This window comes from Pseudomonas acericola (SeqCode) (genome assembly GCF_053456465.1).
Genome location: NZ_JBRFJB010000002.1, coordinates 112,732 through 138,496 on the forward strand (window position 1 = coordinate 112,732; position 25,765 = coordinate 138,496).

Below are 25,765 nucleotides of genomic sequence, written 5' to 3' on the forward strand. Positions count from 1 at the left end.
GAGGGTTTGTGATGAAGTTAGCCATTGTTACTGCCTGCCCGAACGGCATGGTCACCAGTGTGCTGTGCGCCCGTCTTTTGGACGCCGCCGCGCAACGCCAGGGCTGGAGCACCAGCGTCGAAGTGGTCGACGTGCAGCGCCCGGAGCGTCAGTTGTCCCAAGGGATCATCGACGATGCCGAGTGGGTGTTGCTGGTCAGCAGCACGACGGTGGACATGCACCGGTTTGTCGGCAAGCGCGTGTTCCAGAGCACGCCGGCCCAGGCGCTGGCGGATGTCGAAGCGGTGTTGCGTCGTGGTGCCGAAGAGGCGGCGGTGTATGTCGCCCCTGAAGGCGCCGCCAAGCACGCGCCGCGTATCGTGGCCGTCACCGCTTGCCCGACCGGCGTGGCCCATACCTTTATGGCCGCCGAAGCTTTGCAGCAGACCGCCAAGCGCCTGGGCTACGACTTGCAGGTCGAGACCCAGGGCTCGGTCGGCGCGCGTACGCCGCTGAGCCCGCAAGCCATCGCCGATGCCGACGTGGTGTTGTTGGCGGCGGATATCGAAGTCGCCACCGAGCGCTTCGCCGGCAAGAAGATCTACCGCTGCGGCACTGGCATTGCCCTCAAGCAATCCGAGGCGACCCTCAACAAGGCCTTGGCCGAAGGTGTGGTAGAAAGCAGCGGCAGCTCTGCGGTGGCCAAGTCGGAAAAAACCGGCGTGTACAAACACCTGCTCACGGGTGTGTCGTTCATGTTGCCGATGGTGGTGGCGGGCGGGTTGTTGATTGCGTTGTCGTTTGTGTTCGGCATTCATGCGTTCGAACAGGAGGGCACGCTGGCCGCCGCGCTGAAAACCGTCGGCGACCGCGCCTTTATGCTGATGGTGCCGCTGTTGGCCGGTTATATCGCCTACTCGATTGCCGACCGTCCGGGCATCGCCCCCGGCATGATCGGCGGCCTGCTGGCAGGCACCCTGGGCGCGGGTTTTATCGGCGGGATCTTCGCCGGTTTCCTCGCCGGTTACTGCGTCAAGCTGATCACCCGCGCGGTGAAATTGCCCCAGAGCCTGGAGGCGCTCAAACCAATCCTGATCATCCCGTTGCTGGCGAGCCTGTTCACCGGCCTGGCGATGATCTATCTGGTCGGCCCGCCGGTGGCGCGCATGCTGGTGGGCTTGACCGACTTCCTCAGCACCATGGGCACCACCAACGCGGTGCTACTGGGCATCCTGCTCGGCGGCATGATGTGTGTCGACCTGGGGGGGCCGATCAACAAGGCAGCGTATGCGTTTTCCGTCGGCCTGCTGGCCGCCCACAGCGGCGCGCCGATGGCCGCGACCATGGCTGCCGGCATGGTGCCGCCGATTGGCATGGGCATCGCCACGTTCCTGGCACGGCGCAAGTTTGCCCAGACCGAACGCGAAGCGGGCAAGGCGGCGATGATCCTGGGGATGTGCTTTATCTCCGAAGGCGCGATCCCGTTTGCTGCCAAGGACCCGCTGCGGGTGATCCCGGCGAGTATTGCCGGTGGTGCGTTGACGGGGGCGTTGTCGATGTATTTCGGCTGCGTGCTGGCGGCGCCTCATGGTGGGTTGTTTGTGTTGATCATCCCGAATGCGATGAACCATGCGCTGCTGTATTTGCTGGCGATTGTCGCCGGTAGTTTGCTGACGGGGTTGGTGTACGCAGTGATCAAGCGCCCGGAAGTGGTCGAACTGTCGGTCGCCCCCGCCAAGGCCTGACTTGGAATGCAGTAAAAAAACTGTGGAAGCTGGCTTGCCTGCGATAGCGGTGGGTCAGCTTGCACATTTGCTACTGATACACCGCTATCGCAGGCAAGCCAGCTCCCACATTTTGATCTTCATTGGTCGCAAGATTAGTGTCATCTGCCCGTGTTTAAGTTGTCCTTTTGATCCTCAAGAGGGCACCTCGCATGAGCCACTTCGATCTCGGCCGTCGCCGTGTGATGCAAGCCGTCGGCGCCGGCTTGTTGCTGCCGGGCCTCGCGCCGGCGGTGATTGCTTCGGTCAAGGACCGCCCGCAACTCACCGATGGCGTGCAGTCCGGGGATTTGCTCGGCGACCGCGCGATGATCTGGAGCCGCAGCGACCGCCCCGCCCGCATGGTGGTGGAGTGGGACACCCGCAGCACGTTCAGCAACCCGCGCAGGTTCATCTCGCCCCTGGCCGACAACCGCAGCGACTTTACCGCCCGCGTCGAACTCACCGGGCTGCCCGCCGACCAGGCGATTTTCTACCGCGTGCACTTCGAAGACGCCCAGACCGGCGTTGCCAGCGAGCCCTGGTTTGGCCACTTGCGCAGCGTGCCGCAACAGCGTCGCGACATTCGTTTTGTGTGGAGCGGCGACACCGTCGGCCAGGGCTTCGGCATCAACCCGGACATCGGCGGCATGCGCATCTACGAAGCCATGCGCCTGCGCCTGCCGGACTTCTTTATCCACAGCGGCGACACCATCTACGCCGACGGCCCGGTGCCCGCGCAACTGGTCACCGAAGGCGGGCGCGTGTGGCGCAATATCACCACCGAAGCCAAGAGCAAAGTCGCGCAAACCCTCGACGAATATCGCGGCAACTATCGCTACAACCTGCTGGATGAAAACGTGCGCCGCTTCAATGCCGAAGTGCCGCAGATCTGGCAGTGGGACGATCACGAAGTGGTCAACAACTGGTCGCCGAGCAAGCAGCTCGATGAGCGTTACCAGACCAAGGACATCAACACCCTGGTCGGTCGCGCGCGCCAGGCCTGGCTGGAATATTCACCGATGCGCCGCCAGGCCGCCGACGGTGGCGGGCGGATCTATCGCAAGCTCAGCTATGGGCCGTTGCTGGATGTCTTTGTGTTGGATATGCGCAGTTATCGCGGGCCCAACGATGACAACCTGGGCGGCGAAAAAGCCTTCCTCGGCCGTGAGCAACTGGACTGGCTCAAGCGTGAGCTCAAGGGCTCGCAGGCGCAGTGGAAGGTGATTGCCGCCGACATGCCCATCGGTCTTGGCGTGCCGGATGGCGAGATAAGCCCCGGCGTGCCGCGCTGGGAGGCGATCGCCAACAATGACCCGGGCGCGCCTCAGGGGCGTGAGCTGGAGATTGCCGAGCTGCTGGGTTTTTTACGGGCGCAAAAGGTGCGTAACCATGTGTGGCTGACCGCTGATGTGCATTACTGTGCGGCGCATCACTATCACCCGGATCGGGCGGCGTTCCAGGATTTCGAACCGTTTTGGGAGTTTGTTGCGGGGCCGCTGAATGCGGGGAGTTTTGGGCCGAATCCGTTGGATAAGACCTTTGGGCCTGAGGTGGTGTTTGAGAAAGCGCCGCCGGTACAGAACACTTCGCCGTTTGCCGGGTTTCAGTTTTTTGGTGAGGTGCAGATTGATGGGCAGACGGCGGAGTTGACGGTGATTTTGCGGGATCTGGATGGGGTGTCGGTGTTCCAGCAAAAACTCCAACCTGTCTGACTTGGAATGCAATTAAAACTGTGGGAGCAGGCAAGCCAGCTCCCACATTTTGATCTCCATTGGCTTTGAGGGATCAGTAGACATCCCTGCGATAGCGGCCCTGTTCAATAAGGCGCTCTACCGCTTCACTGCCCAGAATATCCACCAACGCCTGATCCACCCCAGCCGCCATCCCCTGCAAACTGCCGCACACATAAATCGCCGCACCCTCGGCCAGCCATTTACGCAGCACATCCGCTGATTCACGCAGGCGGTCCTGCACGTAGATTTTTTCCTCTTGGTCGCGGGAAAACGCCAGGTCCAACAACGCCAGGTCGCCGCTGGCCAGCCAGCCTTGCAGCTCGTCCTGGCAGAGGAAGTCGTGGGCGATATTGCGTTCGCCAAACAGCAGCCAGTTGCGCTGCTGGCCATCGGCAATGCGCGCCTTGAGCAAGCTGCGCAGGCCGGCCAGCCCGGTGCCGTTGCCCAGCAGGATCATCGGCACCGGCGCGTCGGGCAGGTGGAAGCCACTGTTGCGACGCAGGCGCAGGCTGATGGCCGAGCCGAGGGCAGCGTATTCGGTGAGCCAACCGGAACCCAGGCCCAGGCTGCCATCGGGGTGGCGTTCCTGGCGCACGATCAGCTCCAGCACGCCGTCGCTGGCAATCGAGGCGATGGAGTATTCGCGCATGCCCAGCGGCACCAGCGCATTCACCAGCGCCTGGGCGTGCAGGCCCACCAGGTGGGCGCGATGCGTCGGCAGTTGGCGGGTGGCCAGGGCCTGGTCGAGGGTGTGCGCCAGGTCGTCGATCAACACGCCGTCGCTGCCGGCCAGCCCGAGGCCTTCGAGGAAGTGCTCGATGGCCCAGGGGCAATTGCGCGGGAGAATTTCCACCAGGTCACCGGCTTGCCAGGTCTGCGGAGAAGGCGGGGTCAGGCCCAGCAGGTAGACGTCGGAGCCACTGCTGTCGCGGTTGAGCAGGGTGCGCTGGGCCAGCGTCCAGTTTTCGTACCGGGCGGTCGGCCATGCCGCAGCGGGGGCCTGACCGGTCAGTTGGCCAAGCTGTTGTTGCCAGTGCAGCAGGGCAGTGGTGTCGCCGCTGTCCACTTCCACGGGAGCGAACAGCGGGTTGCCGCCCTGGTTGGTCAGCCAGAAATGCAGGCGCCGGGCGAAACCGCAGAAGTGTTCGTACTGCCGATCACCCAGGGCCAATACCGAGTAGTTCAGGCCTTTGAGGGACAGGTCCTGGCCAAGTACGCTGCGTTCAAAACCACGGGCGCTGTCGGGCGCTTCGCCGTCGCCAAAGGTGCTGACCACGAACAGGGCGTTTTCGGACTGGCGCAGGTCATCCTGGCTGATGCTGCCCAGGGGTTGCACCTTCACCGGCAGGCCGGCCGCCTGCAATTGCCCGGCGGTTTGCCAGGCCAGTTGTTCGGCGAAACCGCTCTGGCTGGCAAAGCCGATCAGCCACGCCGGGGCATCGCTGTGGTTGGCGCCGAGGCCCTTGCGAGCATCGCGCACTTGGCGCTTTTTGCGGCGGCGGTCGAGGTATAGCAGCCAGCCGGTGATGAAAAACAACGGCATCAGCAGCGAACTGACGGTGAGGATAATGCGCCCCGCCAGGCCGAAATAGCTGCCGGTGTGCAGCGCGTAGACGCTGGTCAGCAATTGGGAACCGAGGGTCTTGCTGGCGTAGCGGTCGTGGGATTTGACCTCGCCAGTGGCGGTGTCGAGGTTGAGCTGGTTCAGCGCGCGGTCGTGGGGCGAGTCTTTCAGCAGGTAGTAGACCGTGGCCGGTTGCCCGGCAACGGCGGGCATGCGGATGTTGTAGCTGCTCAAGCCCGGGCCTGCGCTGCTGTAAATGCTGCTCCACATCGCGTCATAGTTGGCCACGGGCGCCGGGCCTTGCGGTGGCGGGCCGCGCTTGCGCATGCGCTCGTTTTGCGGCGCGTCGGAGAGCAGTTTGGTCACGCCCTGGTTGTACCAGTCGTAGGACCAATACAACCCGGTCAACGCCGCCAACAGATAGGCCAGCAGGCACCAGGTGCCGAACACCGAGTGCAGGTCCCAGTTGAAGCTGCGACCTTTCTTGCGCCAGTCCAGGGTCAGCCACACGCGCCAGCTGGCGACCTGGCGCGGCCAGCGCAGGTACAGGCCGGACAGGCAGAAGAACACCAGGATCAGCGTGCACGCGCCGGTGATGTTGCGCCCGGTGTCGCCCATCACGAGGAAGCGGTGGAATTGCAGGAGGAAGCCGAACACGTCCTGGCCGACCACGTCGCCCATGTAGTCGCCGGTGTACGGATCGAAAAAGCGCAACTGGCCACGGCGCTCGCCGGGTGGCGGGGTGAAGAACACGCGCGCGGCATTGCCGTTGTCGCTTTCGACGAAGAGCATGGCCACGGTCTGGCCTTCGGTGGCCTCCAGCTTGCGCACCAGTTCGGCGGGCGGCAGCACGCCGGCGTCGCGTTTTTCCACCGTCAGTACGCTGGGGTTGAGCGCCCGCAGGATTTCATCCTGAAACGAAACCGCTGCCCCGGTGATCCCCATCAAGGCCAGCACCAGCCCGGCCGTAATGCCGAAGAACCAGTGCAACTGGAACAGGGTTTTCTTCAACACGTCTGACCGCCTCGTCTATCTGGTTGTAAATGCACGGCGCGCATTATGCCGTGGGTTATCGAGAAATATTCTGTTTTACACGCAAAAGCCCCACGCATCCGATGCGTGGGGCTTTTGCCGTTGGCTGCCCGCTTTTAGAAGTGGAAGCTGGTGGACAGCAGTGCGGTACGACCCGCCGCCTGGTTGGCGAAGTGCGAGGCGTAGGCTTTGTCGTAGTAGGTCTTGTCGGTCAGGTTCTGCACGTTCAATTGCAGGTCGACGTTCTTGGTCAGCTTGTAGCTGGCCATGGCGTCGTAGCGGGTGTAGGACGGTACGTACACGGTGTTGGCCGCATCGCCGTAAACCTGGTCGACATAGAACGCGCCGCCACCGATGGTCAGCTTCGGCGTCACGTTGTAGGTGGTCCACAGGCTGAACGAGTTTTCCGGGGTGTTCGGCATCTGGTTGCCTTTGTTCGAACCGGTCGTGACGATGCCCAGGCGGGTGCCGTTTCTGCCTGGATCAACCAGCTCGCTTTTCAGGTAGCTGTAGCCGGCGAACACTTGCCATTGCTCGGTGATCTTGCCGCTGGCGGACAATTCCAGGCCGTCGACGCGGGACTCACCGGCGGTTTCGTAGGTGTTGGAATCCACCAGGATGCGGGTGTTTTTCTTCTCGGTGCGGAACACCGCAGCCGACAGCGACAGGCGGTTGTGGAACAGGTCCCACTTGGTGCCCAGCTCGTAGTTGACGGTTTCTTCCGGTTTCAGGTCGCTGGTGTTGATGCCGGTCGGGATGGCGTTGTTGTCCACACCTTCACCCACCAGGCCGCCGGCTGGCGATGCCGAGGTGGCGTAGGAGGTGTAGATGCTGCCGTTTTCCATCGGCTTCCAGACCAGGCCGGCCTGCCAGTTGAAGAATTGGCTGTCGTCCTTGACCTTGGTGCGGCCGGTGGTGGCATTGGTGTTGGCTTCGGTGTCGAAGGTGTCGTAGCGCACACCCACGTTCAGCAGCCATTTCGGGTCCAGCTCGATGGTGTCGAACACATAGGCAGCGCGGCTGGTGGCCTTGGTGTTGGTGCCCATGTAGTTGCGTGCGACGCTGCCGGTCCAGGCGTCGTCCGGGTTCGGGTTGCCCAGGGAGGTGCAGCTGCCGCCGCTGTTGCCGACCATGCCCGGCAAGCAGCCGTTGGGCGTTGGGTTGGCATTGGGCGTGATGGTGTAGCCGCTGACGCGGGTTTCTTCACCGGTGAATTCCAGGCCGGTGGAGTAGCTGTGCTTGAAGCCCAGCGCCTGGAAACTGCCAAACAGATCGGTCTGGTTGGTGGTCGTGGTGGTGGTGGAGACGCGGGCGTTGGCGCGACGCCACACGGTACCGTACTTGTTGACGTTGCCTTTGCTGTCGTCCGGCTGGGTGAGGACGTAGTCCTGGCCGGTGCTGCCATGACGCAGGGTGTTTTTCAGCGTCATGTTGTCGTTCAGGTCGTGCTCGACGGAGATCGTGCTGATGTCGGCGCGGGTCTTGCGGAAGTCGCGGTCCTTGAGACCGTAGAAGTTGCTGCTGTCGCCGCCGTCGGTGGGTTTGTCGTGGACGTGGGTGGTGGTCGTGGCCGAGCCGTAGCCGTACGGAATGCCCGAATCCGGCAGGTCGTTGCTTTCCATGTGGTAGTAGCTGAGGTTGACGCGGGTCGGGGTGCCCAGGCCAAAGGTCAGCGACGGGGCCACGCCCCAACGGTCGTAATTCACCGCGTCACGGCCGGCGACGTTTTGTTCGTGGCTCATCAGGTTCAGGCGGAACGCGGCGCTGTCGTCGAGGAACTGGCGGTTCACGTCGAGCACGTAGCGGCGTGTCTGGTCGGAACCGTAGGTGAAGCCGCCGTTGGTGAAGTCCCGCGCTTGTGGGGTTTTGCTCACCAGGTTGAGGCTGCCACCGGCCGAGCCGCGACCGCCGAAGGACGAGTTCGGGCCTTTGCTGACTTCGATGGATTCGATGTCGAAGATCTCGCGGCTCTGGCCACCGGTGTCGCGCACGCCATCGAGGTAGGTGTCGCCCTGGGCGTCAAAACCGCGGATGAACGGGCGGTCGCCCTGTGGGTTGCCGCCTTCGCCGGCGCCGAAGGTGATCCCCGGCACGGTGCGCAAGGCATCTTGCAGCGAGGTGGCGGCGGTGTCCTTGAGGACTTGTTGCGGCACCACGGTGACCGAACGCGGGGTGTCCACCAGCGGTGCGGTGTACTTCTGCGAGGAGGCTTTTTCTACCTGGTAGGAGGTTTGGTCCTGTTCCTGGCCGGTGATGCTGGTGGCGCCCAGGGAGATGCTGTTGCGCTCGCCTTTTTGTTCAGTTTCTTCGGCCGCTTGCGCCATATGGGCAGCAGAGCTGGCGGTCAGGGCGACGCCGATGGCCGAAGCCAACAGACGAGGTGAACTGGCAGGTGTTTTTATTGAAGTGCGCGACATGACGTGTCCTTTCCCCAAGGATGTGAGGCGGCGGAATATAGGGCGAACACGACTTTCTATCAATTGCGATACATTGCTAATTGCAGCGAATTTACATTCTTTACACTTTTTGCTTACGGTTTTTACGATGTCATCCGTCCACGGCGTTTTACAGGCTTGATAAGAATCAATACCATTGGCGCCTCTCTGCATTCAGGTATCGCCCATGTTGCTGCACATTCCCGGCCTGTTCTCTCGTGAGGAAGTGCAGCGCATCCGCCAAGCCCTGGAAAGCACCGATTGGGCCGACGGCAAAATCACAGCCGGGCACCAGTCCGCCAAAGCCAAGCACAACCTGCAACTGCCCGAAGGCCACCCGCTGGCCAAGGAAATCGGCGCGGCGATGCTGGAGCGGCTGTGGAAAAATCCGCTGTTTATGTCTGCGGCGTTACCGCACAAGGTCTTCCCGCCGCTGTTCAACTGCTACACCAGTGGCGGCAGTTTCGACTTCCATATCGACAACGCCGTGCGCCAGGCCCGGGGCAGCATTGAGCGGGTGCGCACGGACTTGTCGTCGACCTTGTTCTTCAGCGACCCGGAGGAATACGACGGCGGCGAGTTGGAGATCCAGGACACCTTCGGCCTGCAACGGGTAAAACTGCCGGCTGGCGACATGGTGCTGTACCCCGGCTCCAGCCTGCACAAAGTCAACGCCGTGACCCGTGGCGCGCGCTACGCCTCGTTCTTCTGGACCCAAAGCCTGGTGCGCGAAGACAGTCAGCGCACCCTGCTGTTCGAAATGGACGGTGCGATCCAGCAACTGACCGCCGATGTGCCCGACCATCCGGCCCTGATCCAGCTCACCGGCACCTACCACAACCTGTTGCGCCGCTGGGTCGAGGTCTGACATGGGCTTCCTGTTGCGCCGCGAAGAAGTGCTCAACGTCGAGCAACTGCAAGCCATGCTCGACGACTCCCCGGTGCGCGCCGCCCAGGCGATCCTGATGGCGGCGAAAGAAGGCGTGGTGGATGCCCAGGCGCTGCTCGGGCAAATCCTCCTGGAAGGCCGTGGCATTGCGCGGGATGAAGCGCTGGCGTTGCGCTGGTTCCAGATCGCGGCCCAGGGCGGGCACCTGATGGCGCGCAATATGGCCGGGCGGTGTCTGGAGCATGGTTGGGGGTGTGCGGCGGATGAAGCTGCGGCGGCGAAGGCATACCGTTTGGCGGCTGAAGCGGGTTTGGATTGGGCGCAGTACAACTACGCGAATCTGCTGGCGACCGGGCGTGGTGTTGCTGAAGACCAGCAACAAGCGCTGAGCCTGTATCGCCAGGCAGCCGAGCAGGGCCACGCCAAGTCGATGAACCTGCTGGGGCGTTATCTGGAAGACGGCCGGTTTTGCCCACAGGATCTGGAGGCTGCGGTGGACTGTTATCGTCGCTCGGCAGAAGGTGGCGATTTTCGCGGGCAGTTCAGCTATGCGGCGGTGCTGGCGGACAGAGGCCAGGACGATGCGGCGTTGGATTGGCTGCGCAAGGCGTTGGCGGGGGGCAATTTGAAGTTCTTGAGAACGGCGCAAAAGGCGTTGGCAGCGGCGAATGATCCGCAGATCCGCGCGATGGCTGAGGCGTACCAGGCGCGTGCGACACAGCTGGATTTGTAAACACCGGCTGTGGCGAGGGAGCCGGTTTCTACCGGGTCAGACGTAGAACGATCACGCCAGTGATGGCCTCGTTTGATGAGTTGGATGGAGTCCCAGGGGCTCGTCCAAAGGAGGAACAATGAAGTTTCCAGTGGTGGTACATAAAGATGCCGACTCGGATTACAGCGTGACCGTCCCTGATGTGCCGGGGTGTTTCTCGGCCGGCGGGACCTTTTCCGAAGCGCTCGACAATGTCCGTGAGGCACTGGCGTTGCATCTTGAAGGGCTGGTCGCAGATGAGGAACCGTTGCCCCAGGCGCAGGAGGTAGATGCCCATTTGGATAACCCGGACTTTGCTGGTGGGGTTTGGGCGATAGTCGATTTTGATCTCACGCCCTACTTGGGCAAGTCCGTGCGTTTCAACGCGTCGTTACCGGAACACCTGCTACAGCGCATCGATGAGCGCGTGCAAAAGGACCATCGCTACGCCTCGCGGTCAGGCTTTTTGGCGACGGCGGCATTGCGTGAGTTATCGGCTTAGCAGAAACAAAAAAGCCCATGACAGGTCATGGGCTTTTTCTTGCAGCTTGTGGCTAAAAACTAACCGCTGCTCTTAAACGTAGAAGGATTTCAGTGGCGGAAAGCCATTGAACTCAACCGCGCTATAGCTGGTGGTGTACGCACCCGTCGACAACCAGTACAAACGATCACCAATCGCCAGGTTCAGCGGCAGGCCATACTTGTAGTTTTCGTACATGATATCGGCGCTGTCGCAGGTAGGACCGGCGATGACCACTTCTTCCATCTCGCCTTTCTTCTCGGTCCAGATCGGGAACTTGATGGCTTCGTCCATGGTTTCGATCAGGCCGGAGAATTTGCCCACATCCGTGTACACCCAACGCTCGACGGCGGTGCGGGATTTACGTGCAACCAATACCACTTCGCTGACCAGGATACCGGCGTTGGCGATCAGCGAACGGCCCGGCTCCAGGATGATTTCCGGCAGGTCGTCGCCGAAGTCTTCCTTGAGGAAACGGATGATTTCTTCCGCGTAGGTTTCCAGGCTGTTGGTGCGGGTGATGTAGTTGGCCGGGAAGCCGCCGCCCATGTTGATCAGCTTGAGGTGGATGCCGTCTTCTTCTTTCAGGCGTTCGAAGATCACTTTGACCTTGGCGATGGCCGCGTCCCACACGCTGATGTCGCGCTGTTGCGAGCCGACGTGGAACGAGATGCCGTAAGGCACCAGGCCCAGGTCACGGGCGAGGATCAGCAGGTCCATGGCCATGTCGGTCTGGCAGCCAAATTTGCGCGACAAAGGCCAGTCAGCCGTGGTCGAGCCTTCGGTGAGGATACGCACATACACTTTCGAGCCCGGTGCGGCCTTGGCGATGTTGCGCAGGTCGGCTTCGGAGTCGGTGGAGAACAGGCGCACGCCCTTCTCGTAGAAGTAGCGGATGTCCTTGGATTTCTTGATGGTGTTGCCGTAGCTGATACGGTCGGCGCTGACGCCGCGGTCCATGACCTTGTCCAGCTCGTAGATCGAGGCGATGTCGAAGCTCGAACCTTTCTCTTTGAGCAGGTCGATGATCTCGACGGCCGGGTTGGCCTTGACGGCGTAGTACACCTTGGCGAATTCGAAACCGGCGCGCAGGTCGTCGTAGGCCTGGCTGATCATCGCGGTGTCGATCACCACGAACGGGGTTTCTTGCTTGTCGGCGAACGCCTTCATTTTGTCAAAAGTGGCGCGCGCGAAATAGTCTTCGACGTTGATCGACATGCTGGGAACTCCTAAGGGCAAACTGGTTTAGTCAATGGGTGCAAATGAACGTCCTCCGTATCCCCACTTTGGTTCGCCTACTTCCCAAGGCATGTCGCCGAAAGCAAAAAGGCCATGGGAATAAACGCTTCCCTTGGCCTTGCTGTCTCGTCGTCAGTACTTGAGCCGGATGGATCGTTTCCAGCATGGACGTTCGGCGCGAACTTTAGGGCGTGAGGGGCTTGAGATCAACTAAAAATGTCGCGTTTTTGCACGCGTTCGTCGCGAGGACCCGTGCAGCTACTTATGTAACCGACCGGTGTGACGGAATGATGTTCCCCGGATGGGGCAAATCAGGGGGATTTGTGGTGCCTTCATCGCAGGCAAGCCAGCTCCCACAGGTGATTGCATTCCTAAAGATGAATGCAGTCCAAATGTGGGAGCTGGCTTGCCTGCGATAGCGGTGGATCAGGCCAACGCAGTTTCGGCAGGCGAAACAATACTGGTCTTGCCACCCCGGGACTTACCGGAACTCAGGTACTCGGCAATCGACTCCTGGGTCACTTCCCCAAGGAACACCCGCTCCGCATCCATCACCGGCAACCACGATCGGTTGAACTCGTACATGCGCGACAACAGGATGCGCAAATGCTCGTCGTACGCCGCCGTGGCGTTGAACTCGCGCAGGTACTGGCCGCAGGTACCGGTCTGACGGTGCAGGTCGCGACGTCGTACATAACCCAGCGCCTTGTTCTCGGCACAGGTCACCACCACATAGCGGCGGTCATGTTCGTCCATCAGTTCCAGCGCGTCGGCCACCGGGGTTTCCGGGCTGACGGATGGCGCGTTGTCCGCCGCGTCCTCGGCCTTCACCAGCAGCAGGCGCTTGAGGGTGCTGTCCTGGCCCACGAAGTTGCTGACGAACTCGTCGGCCGGATGCGCCAGCAGCGTGTCCGGGTGGTCGATCTGCAACAGCTTGCCGGCGCGGAAGATGGCGATCTTGTCACCCAGCTTGATCGCTTCGTCGATGTCGTGGCTGACCATGATCACGGTCTTGTTCAGCGCGCGTTGCATCTCGAAGAACTCGTTCTGGATCATCTCGCGGTTGATCGGGTCGACCGCGCCGAACGGCTCGTCCATTAGCAGCAGCGGCGCATCGGCCGCCAGTGCGCGGATCACGCCGATCCGCTGTTGCTGGCCGCCGGACAATTCACGCGGGTAGCGATGCAGATATTGCTTGGGTTCCAGCTTGATCATGCTCATCAATTCGCGGGCGCGGTCGTGGCATTTCTGCTTGTCCCAGCCCAGCAGCTTGGGCACGACGACGATGTTTTCCTCGATGGTCATGTTGGGGAACAGGCCGATCTGCTGGATCACATACCCGATATTGCGGCGCAGGGTCACGGCGTCGAGGTCTGTGGTGTCTTCGCCATTGATCAAAATCTTGCCCGAGGTCGGTTTGATCAGGCGGTTGATCATCTTCAGCGTGGTGCTTTTGCCGCAGCCCGAGGGGCCGAGGAACACGCAAATTTCGCCTTCATTGACGGTCAGGCTTACATCGTTCACGGCGGTGACAGTCTTGCCGTTGCTTTGGAAGGTCTTGGACAGGTTTTGAAGTTCGATCATTTGAGCAATCCTTTTGGAGTCAGCGAGCGTTGCAGCCATTGCAGAAGCAGGTCGGCGAAGATGGCCAGGAGACTGACCAGCACGGCGCCAACGATCAGCATCGACATGTCGCTGCGGCTGATGGAAGCCAGAATAAGTACACCCAGGCCACCGGCGCCGATGGTGGCGGCAATGGTCATCACACCGATATTCATCACCACGGCGGTGCGCACACCGGCGAGGATCACCGGCACGGCGATGGGCAACTCGACCATGCGCAGGCGCTGGCCGAAGGTCATGCCGATGCCGCGCGCGGCCTCGCGGATGCCCGGCTCCACGCCGGTCAGGGCCAGGTAGGTGTTACGCATGATCGGCAGCAGGGAGTAGAGGAACACGGCGGTGATCGCCGGCATCGGCCCCAGGCCCTGGCCGAATTTGGAGTAGAACGGCAGCAGCAGGCCGAACAGGGCGATGGACGGCACGGTCAGCAGCACCGTGGCGCTGGCTTGCAGCGGGCCGGCCAGGCTCGGGAAGCGCGTCATCAGGATGCCCAGGGGCACGCCGATGAAGATCGCGAGGATCACGGCGATACCCACCAGGGTGATGTGCTGCCAGGTCAGGTGCAGGACTTGGGCCCAATCAAGATGGGAAAAGGCGTTCAGGAATTCCATGTCTTCTCCTCTTATTGATTGATCGGATGTTGGCGCAGGAAATCGGCGGCAACAGCGGAAGGGCTTTCGTGATCGACATCGACCCGCGCATTCAGCTGGCGCATGGTTTCATCGTCGAACAGCGCGGCCAGCGGCTTGAGCTCGGCGGCCAATTGCGGGTGAGCGTCGAGATAAACCTGACGCACCACGGGCGCGGCGGTGTAGTCCGGGAAGTAGTGCTTGTCGTCTTCCAGCAGCTTCAACTTGAAGGCGTTGAGGCGACCGTCGGTGGTGTAGACCAAGCCGGCAAACACCTGGCCGTTACGCAGCGCGGTGTAGACCAGGCCAGCGTCCATCTGCCGGGTGTTCTTGCGGGTCAGGTTCATGTCGTACAGCTTGACCATACCGGCCAGGCCGTCGGAGCGGTTGGCGAACTCGGTGTCCAGGGCCACCAGGCGATGGGCTTGGGCATCGTCCGCCACGGCTTGGGTCAGGTCGCTGATGCTGTTGATCTCGGGATGCTCGGCAGCCACTTTTTCCGGCAACGCCAGGGCGTAGGTGTTGCTGAAGCGCGATGGGGCGAGCCAGACCAGGCCTTTTTTCGCGTCGAGTTCTTTGACTCGGGCGTAGGACTGTTCGCTGTCGAGTTTCTCGTCCACATGGTTGTAGGCCACCAGCGACACGCCGGTGTATTCCCAGATCAGATCCAGTTGCCCGCTTTCCTGGGCACTGCGCGCCAGGTTGCTGCCCAGGCCGCCGGTCACGCGGGTGTCATAGCCCTTGGTGCGCAGGTATTGGGAGGTGATTTCGGCCAGCAGGGTCTGTTCGGTGAACACTCGGGCGCCGATGCGGATGACCGGTTTTTCAGCGGCTTGCGCAAAACCTGCACACAGCAGGACGCAGCTCAATATCAATGTCAGCTTTTTCATGTCGGTTCCTTAAGACGCACGCAACCCGCGTTCCAGCCAGAGGCGGCTGGCCAGGGTCACCAGGCCGTCGAGCAGCAAGGCCAGCAACGCGGTGCACGCGGCGCCGAGCAGCAATTGCGGCTGGTTGTTCAGGGCGATGCCGGGGAAGATCAGGCTGCCCAGGCTGTTGGCGCCAATCAGGAACGCCAGTGGCGCGGTGCCGACGTTGATCGCCAGGGCCACGCGCACGCCACCGATGATGATTGGCACGGCGTTGGGCAACTCCACGCGCAGCAGGACCTGGCGCGGCGTCATGCCGATGCCGGTGGCGGCTTCTTTCAGGGAACCCTGGACGTTTTTCAGGCCTTCGTAGGTGTTGCGCACGATGGGCAGGAGGGAGGCGAGGAACAGCGCGAAGATCGCCGGGCCGCTGCCGATACCGAGGACGCCGAGGGCGATGGCCAGTACGGCCAGGGGAGGGACGGTGTTGCCGATGTTGAATATCTGCATGAAGCGTTCTGCGCGCCCGACCATGTGCGGTCGGCTGAGCAGGATACCGGCGGGGATGCCCACAACAAGGGCGGCCAGCATGGAGACTAGAACGAGGATCAGGTGTGCTTGCAGGTAAAACAACAAATCGTCGCGGTACAGTTCGATCGTGTTGATGCCGATCCAGTGGACCAGCAGGGCCAGGAGGGCGACGACAACCGCTCCTCCTATCAGCCCTTTGCCATAGCGAATAGCCACAGGCGGACTCCTTTTTTCTTCTGTCGGCGAGCACATTCCTTCGTGGCATGCCATTCCTGGCTGTCGGCGAATGTGGTCGCGAAAAGCAGCTCGTCCATACCGGCAACGCGGTATCAATCCGAGCCATGAGCGCAGCCTCGTCAGGCTAACTTGCTGATTTATCAGCCCCTGTTCCGAGTGCGGTAGCAGGGGAGTGGACGTCTCGACCTTTTAAAAGGTTCCATACTTGGCAGCATTTAGCCACCCCCAATCGGGTGAACGGTGGTCCGGCGCCCGGGGTTTGCGCTATACTCGCCGCCCTTTTTTGACTCACCTGCCAGGCGATTTCCCATGACCCACCAGGCCGCCGAAGTCGCGAAACGCCGCACTTTCGCCATTATTTCCCACCCCGATGCCGGTAAAACCACCATCACCGAGAAACTCTTGCTGATGGGCAAGGCAATCGCTGTGGCCGGCACGGTGAAATCCCGCAAATCCGACCGCCATGCCACCTCCGACTGGATGGAAATGGAAAAACAACGGGGTATTTCCATTACCACGTCGGTCATGCAGTTCCCGTATCGCGACCACATGGTCAACCTGCTCGACACCCCGGGCCACGAAGACTTCTCCGAAGATACCTACCGCACCCTGACCGCGGTGGACTCGGCGCTGATGGTCCTCGACGGCGGTAAAGGCGTCGAGCCACGCACCATCGCGCTGATGGACGTGTGCCGTCTGCGTGACACGCCGATCGTCAGCTTCATCAACAAACTCGACCGCGACATCCGCGACCCGATCGAGCTGTTGGATGAAATCGAAGCCGTCCTGAAGATCAAGGCCGCGCCGATCACCTGGCCGATTGGTTGCTACCGCGACTTCAAGGGCGTGTACCACCTGGCCGACGACTACATCATTGTCTACACCGCCGGTCATGGTCACGAGCGCACCGAAACCAAGATCATCGAGAAGCTCGACTCGGACGAAGCCCGCGCCCACCTGGGCGACGAGTACGACCGCTTTGTCGATCAGCTGGAGCTGGTGCAGGGCGCCTGCCATGAGTTCAACCAGCAGGAATTCCTCGACGGCCAGCTGACTCCGGTGTTCTTCGGTACGGCGTTGGGCAACTTCGGTGTCGATCACGTACTCGATGCCGTTGTGGATTGGGCGCCGAAGCCGTTGGCCCGGGTGGCCAACGAGCGCACCGTGGAGCCTGTGGAAGAGAAATTCACCGGTTTCGTGTTCAAGATCCAGGCGAACATGGACCCGAAACATCGCGACCGCATCGCCTTTATGCGCATCTGCTCCGGCAAATACGAAAAAGGCATGAAGATGCGCCACGTGCGCACCGGCAAGGACGTGCGCATCGGCGACGCCCTGACGTTCTTCTCCTCCGAGCGTGAACAGCTGGAAGAGGCCTACGCTGGCGACATCATCGGCCTGCACAACCATGGCACCATCCAGATCGGTGACACCTTCACCGAAGGTGAAGCGCTGGGCTTCACCGGTATCCCGCACTTCGCCCCGGAACTGTTCCGCCGCGTACGCCTGCGTGACCCGCTGAAATCCAAGCAACTGCGCCAGGGCCTGCAGCAACTCGCGGAAGAGGGCGCCACCCAGGTGTTCTTCCCCGAGCGCAGCAACGACATCATCCTCGGCGCCGTCGGTGTGCTGCAGTTCGATGTGGTGGCCAGCCGCTTGAAAGAGGAATACAAGGTCGAGTGCTCCTACGAGCCCATCACCGTGTACTCCGCGCGCTGGATCGATTGCAGCGATAAGAAGAAGTTGGAAGAGTTCTCCAACAAGGCCGTGGAAAACCTCGCGGTGGACGGCGGTGGTCACCTGACCTACCTGGCGCCGACCAGGGTTAACCTGGCGCTGATGGAAGAGCGCTGGCCGGACGTGAAATTCCGCGCGACCCGCGAACACCATTAAGGGCTGAGCGGTAAAAAAAAGGGTGAAGCTGTGATGGCTTCACCCTTTTTCATGCCCAACACAAATCAAAACTGTGGGAGCTGGCTTGCCTGCGATAGCGGTATATCAGTCGCCAATATGCAAGCTGACCCACCGCCATCGCAGGCAAGCCAGCTCCCACACTTTTTGATCTCCACACGGCGAGGCATTGGCGAGAACCGTATATCGGGTCTAGTTTTTACCCACTGACCGTAAAGGAGACCGCTGTGTTTAGTATTCAACGCGTTATCCATCTGGTTCTACTCGCCGGCCTGGCGCTACCCGCCGCCCCCGCCCTGGCCGGCGCCGGCACACCGCAGTGGAAAGACACCGGCCCCGTCACCAAGCGCAAGCAGCAGGAGGTCAACTCCGGCAGCTGGCAGCCCCAGGCCCAACCCGCGCCCAAGGAAGATGCGGAAAACCCCTACAACGAAGGGGAAGACAGTGAAACCTATGATGACGGCGATACCTGACGGCCGAGTGGCGCAAACCCCGGATCGGAACTAGCTTGATTGTGAGCTCCGGTCGAACGCCGGGGCGCGTAGTTCACTGACTGGACGGAAACCGACCATGACTATCTTTCAACGTTTAGTGCTGTTGCTGAAGGTGCTGGTGCTGTTAACGCTGGGGACCACCACCGCATGGGCCAATAGCGCCGTGCAAAGCCAGGCGCCTGGGTTTGTGGCGGCGAAAAACCTGCAACTGGCCAAGAGCGAATCGGAAGCCGGTGACAAAGGCCAAGGTGGCTCCGAGGATGACGACGACCAACAAACGCCACCAGAAGACGATGACAGCGAAGGCGACAGCGATACCTGAGTCGAGACGAAAAAAAGCCCCACCTGCCGGACTGATGCGCAATCCGACGGGTGGGGCGGTAGAACTCCTGTAATGCCCTGGGCTTGATCGCCCAGGGCATTTTTGTTGCGCGATTACGCCACGAATTGCTCCGCGTAATGGCAAGCCACCTGACGGTTATCCAGGGCGCGCAACTGCGGCTCCTCGCTGCTGCACCGCGCCGTCGCATACGGGCAGCGCTTGTGGAACGCGCAGCCAGGCGGCGGGTTCAGCGGGTTGGGCAGCTCGCCGACGATCTTGATCTTCGGCTTGTTCGGGTCCGGGTGAATGGTCGGGGTGGCCGACAGCAGCGCCTGGGTATACGGGTGCAGCGGGCGCGCGTAGATGTCTTCCTTGGGACCGACTTCCACCGGGCGGCCGAGGTACATCACCATCACGTCGTCGGCAACGTGTTGCACCACCGCGAGGTTGTGGGAGATGAACACGTAGGCCGTGTTGAATTCCTGCTGCAAATCCATGAACAGGTTGAGCACCTGGGCCTGGATCGATACGTCGAGTGCCGAGGTCGGTTCATCCGCCACCAGCACTTTCGGTTGCAACATCATGGCGCGGGCCAGGGCGATACGCTGGCGCTGGCCACCGGAGAACATGTGCGGGTAGCGCTGATAATGCTCGGGGCGCAGGCCCACTTGCTTCATCATCGCCTGCACTTTCTCGCGGCGTTCGGCGGCGGACAGGTTGGTGTTGATCAACAGCGGCTCGCCGAGTTGATCACCAACTTTCTGCCGTGGGTTCAACGACGCGTACGGGCTCTGGAACACCATCTGCACGTCTTTGCGCAATTGCTTGCGCTGGGCCTTGTCGGCGCCGGCGACTTCCTGGCCGGCGATTTTCAGCGAACCCGAAGACGGCTCTTCAATCAGCGTGAGTGCGCGGGCCAGGGTGGATTTGCCGCAGCCCGACTCGCCTACAACGGCGAGGGTCTTGCCGGCTTCCAGCTCGAAGGACACGCCATTGAGTGCGCGTACCAACGCATGGCCCTTGAACAGGCCACGGGACACTTCGTAGTGACGGGTCAGGTCGCGGGCGGTAAGAACGACGGCCATTACGCCACCTCCTGGTTCAAGGGGTAGAAGCAGCGCGCGAGGCTGTTGGTTTTTGGATCAAGGCCCGGGCGTTGGGCACGGCAGGATTCCTGCACGTACGGGCAGCGCGGCGACAGCAGGCAACCTTGCGGGCGGTCATAACGGCCCGGAACGATACCCGGCAGCGTGGCCAGGCGCGTGGCGCCCAGGCTGTGCTCGGGGATCGCCTTGAGCAGCGCTTCGCTGTACGGATGCGCCGGGATGTCGAACAGTTGCGGCACCTGGCCGACTTCAACGGCTTGGCCGGCGTACATCACGCACACGCGCTGGGCGGTTTCAGCTACGACTGCGAGGTCGTGGGTGATCAGCACCAGGCCCATGTTCTGTTCTTTCTGCAGGGCCAGCAGCAGCTCCATGATCTGCGCCTGAATCGTTACGTCCAGTGCCGTGGTCGGTTCATCGGCGATCAGCAGTTTCGGCTCGCCGGCAATCGCCATGGCGATGGCCACACGCTGGCTCATACCGCCGGACAGTTGGTGCGGGTAGGCATCCATGCGGCTGGCAGCTCCGGGGATTTCCACTTTTTCCAACAGTTCGATAGCACGCTTGCGCGCTTGCTTGCCGGACATTTTCAGGTGCAGGCGCAGCACTTCTTCAATCTGGAAACCCACGGTGTAGCTGGGGTTCAGCGCGGTCATCGGGTCCTGGAACACCATCGCCAGGTCTTTGCCGACGATCTGGCGGCGCTGGCGGTTGCTCAGCTTGAGCATGTCCTTGCCGTCGAAGTTCAGGGCGTCGGCGGTGACGATGCCGGGGTGCTCGATCAGGCCCATCAGCGCCATCATGGTCACGGATTTACCCGAGCCCGACTCGCCAACGATCGCCAGTACTTCGCCTTTGTCGACGCTGATGTCGAGGCCATCGACCACCGGTACGGCGGTCTTGTCGCCGAAGCGTACGTTGAGATTCTTGATTTCTAACAGTGACATGGGAATCTCCTCAGGCGGCGTTCTTGAGTTTCGGGTCCAGCGCATCGCGCAGGCCGTCACCCATCAAGTTGATTGCCAGCACGCTGAGCAAAATGGTCAAACCAGGCAAGCTCACCACCCACCAGGCGCGTTCGATGTAGTCACGGGCCGAAGCCAGCATGGTGCCCCACTCAGGCGTCGGCGGTTGTACGCCCAGGCCGAGGAAACCCAGGGCCGCCGCGTCGAGGATCGCCGACGAGAAGCTCAGGGTGGCCTGCACGATCAGCGGTGCCATGCAGTTGGGCAGCACGGTGATGAACATCAGGCGTGGCAGGCCGGCGCCGGCGAGGCGGGCGGCGGTCACGTAGTCACGGTTCAGTTCGCCCATCACGGCGGCGCGGGTCAGGCGCACATAGGACGGCAGCGACACGATGGCGATGGCGATCACGGTGTTGATCAGGCCAGGGCCGAGGATCGCGACAATGGCGACGGCCAGCAGCAGCGACGGCAGGGCCAGCATGATGTCCATCAGGCGCATGATGGTCGGGCCGAGCAAACGCGGGAAGAACCCGGCGAACAGGCCCAGCAGGATGCCCGGGATCAGCGACATCACCACCGATGACAAACCGATCAGCAACGACAGGCGCGAGCCCTGGATCAGGCGCGAGAGCAGGTCACGGCCCAGTTCGTCGGTGCCCAGCAGGAACTGGATCTGCCCACCTTCCAGCCAGGCTGGCGGGGTGAGCAGGAAGTCGCGGTATTGCTCGCTCGGGTTATGCGGCGCCACCCAAGGGGCGAACAGCGCGCAGAACACGATCAGCAGCATGAAGGCCAGGCCGGCCACCGCGCCTTTGTTCTTGGAGAAGGCTTGCCAGAATTCTTTGTACGGGGACGGATACAGCAGGCTTTGATCGACTGCTGACACGGGAGTAGGTGTGGTCATGGTCATGATCTCAGCGCTGGTGACGGATGCGTGGGTTGGCGAAGCCGTAGAGGATATCCACCACGAAGTTCACCAGGATCACCAGGCAGGCGATCAACAGGATGCCGTTTTGCACCACCGGGTAGTCCCGTGCGCCAATGGCTTCGATCAGCCATTTGCCGATGCCGGGCCACGAGAAGATGGTTTCGGTCAGGACCGCACCGGCCAGCAACGTGCCGACTTGCAGGCCGACCACGGTGAGTACCGGGATCAGCGCGTTGCGCAGGCCGTGGACGAATACCACGCGCGCCGGCGACAGGCCCTTGGCCTTGGCGGTACGGATGTAGTCTTCGCGCAGCACTTCGAGCATCGACGAACGGGTCATCCGCGCGATCACCGCCAGCGGAATGGTGCCGAGCACGATGGCCGGCAGGATCAGGTGGTGCAGGGCGTCGAAGAAGGCGTCTGGCTCGTCAGCCAGCAGGGTGTCGATCAGCATGAAGCCGGTGCGCGGCTCGATGTCGTAGAGCAGGTCGATCCGCCCGGACACCGGCGTCCAGCCCAGGCTCACGGAGAAGAACATGATCAGGATCAGGCCCCACCAGAAGATCGGCATCGAATAACCCGCGAGGGAGATGCCCATCACCCCGTGGTCGAACAGCGATCCTCGCTTCAAGGCCGCGATCACCCCGGCCAGCAGGCCCAGGATACCGGCGAACAACAGGGCGGCCATGGACAGTTCCAGGGTCGCAGGGAAGAGGGCGGTGAACTCGGTCCACACGCTGGTGCGGGTGCGCAGGGATTCGCCAAGGTCACCCTGGGCGAGCTTGCCGACGTAGTCCAGGTATTGCGCATACAACGGCTTGTTAAGGCCAAGGCGTTCCATTGCCTGTGCGTGCATCTCGGGGTCGACGCGCCTTTCACCCATCATCACTTCGACGGGGTCGCCAGGGATCATGCGAATCAACGCAAACGTGAGCAACGTGATGCCGAAGAACGTGGGGATCAATAACCCCAGTCGGCGGGCAATAAAACTAAACATCGTGTGGTGTACCTCAATCAGCCGGTTAGGCAGGTCCGGCACCACCCAGGTGGGCGGTGCCGAGCGTTTTTCTTATTTACTTCGCCTGGGTAGTGGCGAAGTTATTGGTGCCGAGAGGGCTAAGGGTGTAGCCCTCTACGTTTTTGCGCATGGCGGTGAACAGTTTCGGGTACGCCATGGGAAGCCATGGTTGGTCTTTTTCGAAAACGTCCTGTGCTTGTTCATAGAGCGCCGCGCGTGTTGCGGGTTCCTTGGCGGCACGGGCCTTGTCGATCAAGTCCTGAAACTCCTTGTTACACCAGCGCGCGTAGTTTTCGCCGTTTTTCGCTGCATCGCAACTCAGGTTCGGCGTGAGGAAGTTATCCGGGTCGCCGTTATCGCCCACCCAGCCGGCCGATACCATGTCGTGCTCGCCACCTTTGGCGCGCTTGAGCATTTCGCCCCATTCCATGACTTTGATATTGATCTTCAGGCCAACCTGCGCCAAGTCGGCCTGCATGCGCTGGGCGCCCAACATTGGGTTGGGGTTGGTCGGGCCGCCACCGTTGCGGGTGAACAGGGTGAATTCGGTTCCTTCCGGTACGCCGGCTTCCTTGAGCAGGGCGCGGGCTTTGTCCAGGTCCCGTGGCGGGTTTTTCAACTTGTCGTTGAAGCCCAGCAAGGTCGGTGGATACGGGCCGGTGCCCACCACTGCGTTGCCTTTGCCGAACAGCGCTTCGGTATAACCGGCTTTGTCGAACGCGATGTTGATGGCGTGGCGTACCCGCGCGTCGCTCATGTACTTGTGGGTGGTATTCATGGCGATGTAGCTGGTGGTCATTGCCGCCAACCCGTCGACCTTCAGGTTCGGGTCGGCTTGCATGCTCGCCACGTCATCCGGTTTTGGATACAGCGCGATCTGGCACTCGTTGGCCTTGAGCTTTTGCAGGCGCACGTTGTTGTCGGTGGTAATCGCCAGGATCAGCGGATCGGCCGGCGGCTTGCCACGGAAGTATTCCGGGTTGGCCTTGTAACGCACCTGGGCGTCCTTGGCGTAGCGCGTGAACACAAACGGCCCGGTGCCGATCGGCTTGGCGTTCAGGTCATCGGTCTTGCCGGACTTGAGCAACTGGTCGGCGTATTCGGCGGAGTGGATCGAGGAAAACGCCATGCCCAGGTCGGCCAAAAACGGTGCCTCAGGACGGGTCAGGGTAAAGACGACGGTGTGATCGTCGGTCTTCTCTACGCTCTTGAGCAGTTCCTTGAAGCCCATGCTTTCGAAATACGGGTAGCCCACGAGGGACTTTTTATGCCACGGATGGTTCGGGTCCAGCTGGCGCTGGAAGCTCCAAAGCACGTCGTCGGCATTCAGGTTGCGCGTGGGTTTGAAGTAGTCGGTGGTGTGGAACTTGATGTCATCACGCAGGTGGAAGGTGTAGGTCAGGCCATCTTCGCTGATTTCAGGCAGGGCCTTGGCCAGTGCCGGAACCACTTCGGTGGTGCCGGGCTTGAAATCCACCAGGCGGTTGAACAGGGTTTCCGCAGCGGCGTCAGCGGTGACGGCCGTGGTGTACAGGACCGGATCGAAGCCTTCCGGGCTGGCTTCGGTGCAGACCACCAGCGGTTTGGCCGAAATGCCGACGGCCACGCTCAACAGCGCAGCGGCAATGGCGGCTTGTAGCGGGAGCATTTTCATTCGCAGACCTCGAACAATCGATGGGGCCAGACAAGCGTAGACGGCGGGCTCGTCCTGAGCCCGCCGTCTACCTGGCGCTGATTAAAGAATGTTGAACGGGATGGTGGTCACCAGACGGAACTCGCGCAGGTTGCCGTCAGACTGGTTTTCGCTGGCACGGTGCGTTACGTAGGTGGCACGCACGGTGGTGGCTTTCAGAGGACCACTCTGGATGGCGTAGGAAGAACCGATGCCGTATTCCTGGTGGTGCTCGCCGTTCTGCTTCTGGATACCGTTGTAAGCGAAGTCTTCTTTGCCGCCGTCGCCACGGTAGTGAGTACCGTCGATGCCCCAGCCGCGAGCCGAGTAGATGTTGAACTTCAGACCCGGCACGCCGTATTCGGCCATGTTGATGCCGTAGGCAACCTGGAAGGACTTCTCGTTCGGGCCGTTGAAGTCCGAAGTCAGGGAGTTGGCCAGGTAGATACCGTTGGTTTCGTGCAGGTAGTCGAAGTACTCGTTACCGTTCACTTCCTGGTACGAGAAGGTCAGGCTGTGAGCCTGGTGGGTCAGGCCCAGCGACAGCGAGTAGGTATCGTTGTCGATCTCGCCCATCAACTTTTTGCCTTCGTCGACGGTCTTGTAGTAGTTCAGGCCGGTGGTCAGGCTCAGTACTTGGCTGTCGCCCAGTTCATGGGTAGCGCCGAAGTAGTACTGGTTCCAGAAGTCCTTGACGTTAGCGCCGAAGAAGCTGGTTTTCAGGCTCTTGAACGGCTGGTAGTTCGCACCCAGTGTGTAGACCTTGTCGGTTTCTACGCCGCTGCTGCTGTATTCGCTACGGAATTTCGACAGGCTCTGTTCGGTACGTGGCGAAACGCGGTCAAACACGCCACCCTGGAACGACAGGTTGCTGAACTCTTCGCTGTTGAAGCTCACACCTTCGAAGCTCGACGGCAGGGCACGGTTGCCGATGGTGTCCATGATGCCGCTGCTGAAGTTCTGGCGACCGGCGGTCAAGGTGGTGTTCGAAACACGGAACTTGACGTTGGCCAGGCCCAGTTTGCTCCACTGGTCTACGGCGTCGCCATAGGTGTGGGCCAGGGTGCGGTTGGAGCCGCCGGCGATGTCCTTTTGGTCACGGATCAGCGCGATAGCGTTGTAAGCCGCCACTTCAGTCGCGACGCCAACGGTGCCTTGGGTAAACCCGGAGCTGTAGTTGACGATGGTGCCCTGTGCCCAGTTGTAGCGACGGGAAACACCGGTTTTTACTTTATTGGCCTTGTCGGCCGCGTTTTTGTAGTACTCGAATTTCTGACCGCGAAATTTCATTTCGTTGGAGTACCAGTTACGCGTGCTGCCGCCCAGGCTTTGACCGTCGATAAAGCCTTTGGCCTCGCTTTGGGCGCTGGTGCCGGCCAGGGTGGTAGGAACGAAGTCCTGGCTTTGGGTTTCAGCGTAGGCGGTTGCCGTGATGGTGCTGATGGCCAGGGCCAGAAGCGCTTTGCTGCTCAGTTTCATGGGTGAAGCTCCTTTGGTTCTCTTTTTTATGCCGGTCTTATGAGGTGATCCGGCTATTGGGTTTGTAACTCGT

General features: G+C 61.4%; 21 protein-coding genes. 8 read left to right on the top strand and 13 right to left on the bottom strand.

Features of this window, described 5'->3' with window-relative positions:
- The first annotated feature begins 11 nt into the window (after window positions 1-11).
- The gene (locus ACU688_RS06540; RefSeq protein ID WP_448184126.1) at window positions 12-1,724 is read left to right on the top strand and encodes a PTS fructose-like transporter subunit IIB; all 1,713 of its coding nucleotides are present in this window, start codon (window positions 12-14) and stop codon (window positions 1,722-1,724) included.
- A gap of 191 nt (window positions 1,725-1,915) precedes the next feature.
- Window positions 1,916-3,457, top strand: a complete 1,542-nt coding sequence (locus ACU688_RS06545; protein WP_448184127.1) for an alkaline phosphatase D family protein — start codon at window positions 1,916-1,918, stop codon at window positions 3,455-3,457.
- Window positions 3,458-3,530: 73 nt separating this feature from the next.
- Here ACU688_RS06545 and ACU688_RS06550 read toward each other — a convergent pair whose 3' ends face one another.
- Window positions 3,531-6,056: a PepSY domain-containing protein gene (locus ACU688_RS06550; RefSeq protein ID WP_448184128.1), complete on the bottom strand. Its 2,526-nt coding sequence runs from the start codon at window positions 6,054-6,056 to the stop codon at window positions 3,531-3,533.
- A 134-nt stretch (window positions 6,057-6,190) separates the two neighbouring features.
- The gene (locus ACU688_RS06555; protein WP_448184129.1) at window positions 6,191-8,491 is read right to left on the bottom strand and encodes a TonB-dependent receptor; all 2,301 of its coding nucleotides are present in this window, start codon (window positions 8,489-8,491) and stop codon (window positions 6,191-6,193) included.
- Window positions 8,492-8,696: 205 nt separating this feature from the next.
- Here ACU688_RS06555 and ACU688_RS06560 point away from each other — a divergent pair, with 205 nt between their 5' ends.
- From ACU688_RS06560 to ACU688_RS06570, 3 genes are all read left to right on the top strand, one after another.
- Window positions 8,697-9,377, top strand: coding sequence for a Fe2+-dependent dioxygenase (locus tag ACU688_RS06560; protein ID WP_017737742.1), 681 nt, complete (start codon window positions 8,697-8,699; stop codon window positions 9,375-9,377).
- Window position 9,378: 1 nt separating this feature from the next.
- Complete coding sequence (locus ACU688_RS06565) at window positions 9,379-10,131, top strand: tetratricopeptide repeat protein (protein WP_448184130.1); 753 nt, start codon at window positions 9,379-9,381, stop codon at window positions 10,129-10,131.
- A gap of 118 nt (window positions 10,132-10,249) precedes the next feature.
- A complete protein-coding gene (locus ACU688_RS06570) occupies window positions 10,250-10,651 on the top strand; it encodes a type II toxin-antitoxin system HicB family antitoxin (protein ID WP_448184131.1) in 402 nt (133 codons plus the stop codon).
- A 72-nt stretch (window positions 10,652-10,723) separates the two neighbouring features.
- Here the strand turns inward: ACU688_RS06570 and ACU688_RS06575 are convergent, their stop codons facing one another.
- The 5 genes from ACU688_RS06575 to ACU688_RS06595 all read right to left on the bottom strand — a co-directional run bounded on the left by ACU688_RS06575 (window position 10,724) and on the right by ACU688_RS06595 (window position 15,812).
- A complete protein-coding gene (locus tag ACU688_RS06575) occupies window positions 10,724-11,887 on the bottom strand; it encodes a type III PLP-dependent enzyme (protein ID WP_010213203.1) in 1,164 nt (387 codons plus the stop codon).
- A 447-nt stretch (window positions 11,888-12,334) separates the two neighbouring features.
- Complete coding sequence (locus ACU688_RS06580; RefSeq protein WP_124527506.1) at window positions 12,335-13,492, bottom strand: osmoprotectant ABC transporter ATP-binding protein OsmV; 1,158 nt, start codon at window positions 13,490-13,492, stop codon at window positions 12,335-12,337.
- Window positions 13,489-14,142, bottom strand: a complete 654-nt coding sequence (locus ACU688_RS06585) for an ABC transporter permease (protein ID WP_124527505.1) — start codon at window positions 14,140-14,142, stop codon at window positions 13,489-13,491. The genes ACU688_RS06580 and ACU688_RS06585 overlap by 4 nt, the downstream gene beginning before the upstream one ends.
- An 11-nt stretch (window positions 14,143-14,153) precedes the next feature.
- Window positions 14,154-15,050, bottom strand: a complete 897-nt coding sequence (locus ACU688_RS06590; RefSeq protein WP_448184132.1) for a glycine betaine ABC transporter substrate-binding protein — start codon at window positions 15,048-15,050, stop codon at window positions 14,154-14,156.
- 9 nt (window positions 15,051-15,059) lie between these two features.
- Window positions 15,060-15,812, bottom strand: coding sequence for an ABC transporter permease (locus ACU688_RS06595; protein ID WP_448184133.1), 753 nt, complete (start codon window positions 15,810-15,812; stop codon window positions 15,060-15,062).
- A 294-nt stretch (window positions 15,813-16,106) separates the two neighbouring features.
- Here ACU688_RS06595 and ACU688_RS06600 point away from each other — a divergent pair, with 294 nt between their 5' ends.
- From ACU688_RS06600 to ACU688_RS06610, 3 genes are all read left to right on the top strand, one after another.
- Window positions 16,107-17,690, top strand: a complete 1,584-nt coding sequence (locus ACU688_RS06600) for a peptide chain release factor 3 (protein WP_032886221.1) — start codon at window positions 16,107-16,109, stop codon at window positions 17,688-17,690.
- 245 nt (window positions 17,691-17,935) lie between these two features.
- Entirely contained in the window at window positions 17,936-18,181 is a 246-nt protein-coding gene (locus ACU688_RS06605; RefSeq protein WP_448184134.1) for a hypothetical protein, read from the top strand.
- Window positions 18,182-18,278: 97 nt separating this feature from the next.
- On the top strand, window positions 18,279-18,524 hold the full coding sequence (locus ACU688_RS06610) for a hypothetical protein (protein ID WP_448184135.1): 246 nt from the start codon (window positions 18,279-18,281) through the stop codon (window positions 18,522-18,524).
- A 113-nt stretch (window positions 18,525-18,637) separates the two neighbouring features.
- On the opposite strand, the gene ACU688_RS06615 is transcribed toward ACU688_RS06610, so the two are convergent.
- The 6 genes from ACU688_RS06615 to ACU688_RS06640 form a co-directional block, all read right to left on the bottom strand.
- Entirely contained in the window at window positions 18,638-19,609 is a 972-nt protein-coding gene (locus ACU688_RS06615; RefSeq protein WP_017138288.1) for a peptide ABC transporter ATP-binding protein, read from the bottom strand.
- Window positions 19,609-20,577: an ABC transporter ATP-binding protein gene (locus ACU688_RS06620; RefSeq protein WP_017739469.1), complete on the bottom strand. Its 969-nt coding sequence runs from the start codon at window positions 20,575-20,577 to the stop codon at window positions 19,609-19,611. The genes ACU688_RS06615 and ACU688_RS06620 overlap by 1 nt, the downstream gene beginning before the upstream one ends.
- A 10-nt stretch (window positions 20,578-20,587) precedes the next feature.
- Entirely contained in the window at window positions 20,588-21,499 is a 912-nt protein-coding gene (locus tag ACU688_RS06625; protein WP_026137147.1) for an ABC transporter permease subunit, read from the bottom strand.
- A 10-nt stretch (window positions 21,500-21,509) separates the two neighbouring features.
- Window positions 21,510-22,520: an ABC transporter permease subunit gene (locus ACU688_RS06630; protein WP_017739471.1), complete on the bottom strand. Its 1,011-nt coding sequence runs from the start codon at window positions 22,518-22,520 to the stop codon at window positions 21,510-21,512.
- A 76-nt stretch (window positions 22,521-22,596) separates the two neighbouring features.
- Window positions 22,597-24,195, bottom strand: coding sequence for an ABC transporter substrate-binding protein (locus tag ACU688_RS06635; RefSeq protein WP_448184136.1), 1,599 nt, complete (start codon window positions 24,193-24,195; stop codon window positions 22,597-22,599).
- 81 nt (window positions 24,196-24,276) lie between these two features.
- The gene (locus ACU688_RS06640) at window positions 24,277-25,692 is read right to left on the bottom strand and encodes an OprD family porin (protein ID WP_448184137.1); all 1,416 of its coding nucleotides are present in this window, start codon (window positions 25,690-25,692) and stop codon (window positions 24,277-24,279) included.
- Window positions 25,693-25,765 lie beyond the last annotated feature (73 nt).

Coding starts and splice junctions, on each gene's coding strand:
- ACU688_RS06565 (WP_448184130.1), top strand. CDS start 9,379: ATGGGCTTCCTGTTGCGCCGCGAAGAAGTGCTCAACGTCGAGCAACTG.
- ACU688_RS06615 (WP_017138288.1), bottom strand. CDS start 19,609: ATGGCCGTCGTTCTTACCGCCCGCGACCTGACCCGTCACTACGAAGTG.
- ACU688_RS06545 (WP_448184127.1), top strand. CDS start 1,916: ATGAGCCACTTCGATCTCGGCCGTCGCCGTGTGATGCAAGCCGTCGGC.
- ACU688_RS06600 (WP_032886221.1), top strand. CDS start 16,107: ATGACCCACCAGGCCGCCGAAGTCGCGAAACGCCGCACTTTCGCCATT.
- ACU688_RS06595 (WP_448184133.1), bottom strand. CDS start 15,812: ATGTGCTCGCCGACAGAAGAAAAAAGGAGTCCGCCTGTGGCTATTCGC.
- ACU688_RS06585 (WP_124527505.1), bottom strand. CDS start 14,142: ATGGAATTCCTGAACGCCTTTTCCCATCTTGATTGGGCCCAAGTCCTG.
- ACU688_RS06555 (WP_448184129.1), bottom strand. CDS start 8,491: ATGTCGCGCACTTCAATAAAAACACCTGCCAGTTCACCTCGTCTGTTG.
- ACU688_RS06575 (WP_010213203.1), bottom strand. CDS start 11,887: ATGTCGATCAACGTCGAAGACTATTTCGCGCGCGCCACTTTTGACAAA.
- ACU688_RS06590 (WP_448184132.1), bottom strand. CDS start 15,050: ATGAAAAAGCTGACATTGATATTGAGCTGCGTCCTGCTGTGTGCAGGT.
- ACU688_RS06570 (WP_448184131.1), top strand. CDS start 10,250: ATGAAGTTTCCAGTGGTGGTACATAAAGATGCCGACTCGGATTACAGC.
- ACU688_RS06625 (WP_026137147.1), bottom strand. CDS start 21,499: ATGACCACACCTACTCCCGTGTCAGCAGTCGATCAAAGCCTGCTGTAT.
- ACU688_RS06610 (WP_448184135.1), top strand. CDS start 18,279: ATGACTATCTTTCAACGTTTAGTGCTGTTGCTGAAGGTGCTGGTGCTG.
- ACU688_RS06635 (WP_448184136.1), bottom strand. CDS start 24,195: ATGAAAATGCTCCCGCTACAAGCCGCCATTGCCGCTGCGCTGTTGAGC.
- ACU688_RS06560 (WP_017737742.1), top strand. CDS start 8,697: ATGTTGCTGCACATTCCCGGCCTGTTCTCTCGTGAGGAAGTGCAGCGC.
- ACU688_RS06540 (WP_448184126.1), top strand. CDS start 12: ATGAAGTTAGCCATTGTTACTGCCTGCCCGAACGGCATGGTCACCAGT.
- ACU688_RS06630 (WP_017739471.1), bottom strand. CDS start 22,520: ATGTTTAGTTTTATTGCCCGCCGACTGGGGTTATTGATCCCCACGTTC.
- ACU688_RS06620 (WP_017739469.1), bottom strand. CDS start 20,577: ATGTCACTGTTAGAAATCAAGAATCTCAACGTACGCTTCGGCGACAAG.
- ACU688_RS06640 (WP_448184137.1), bottom strand. CDS start 25,692: ATGAAACTGAGCAGCAAAGCGCTTCTGGCCCTGGCCATCAGCACCATC.
- ACU688_RS06580 (WP_124527506.1), bottom strand. CDS start 13,492: ATGATCGAACTTCAAAACCTGTCCAAGACCTTCCAAAGCAACGGCAAG.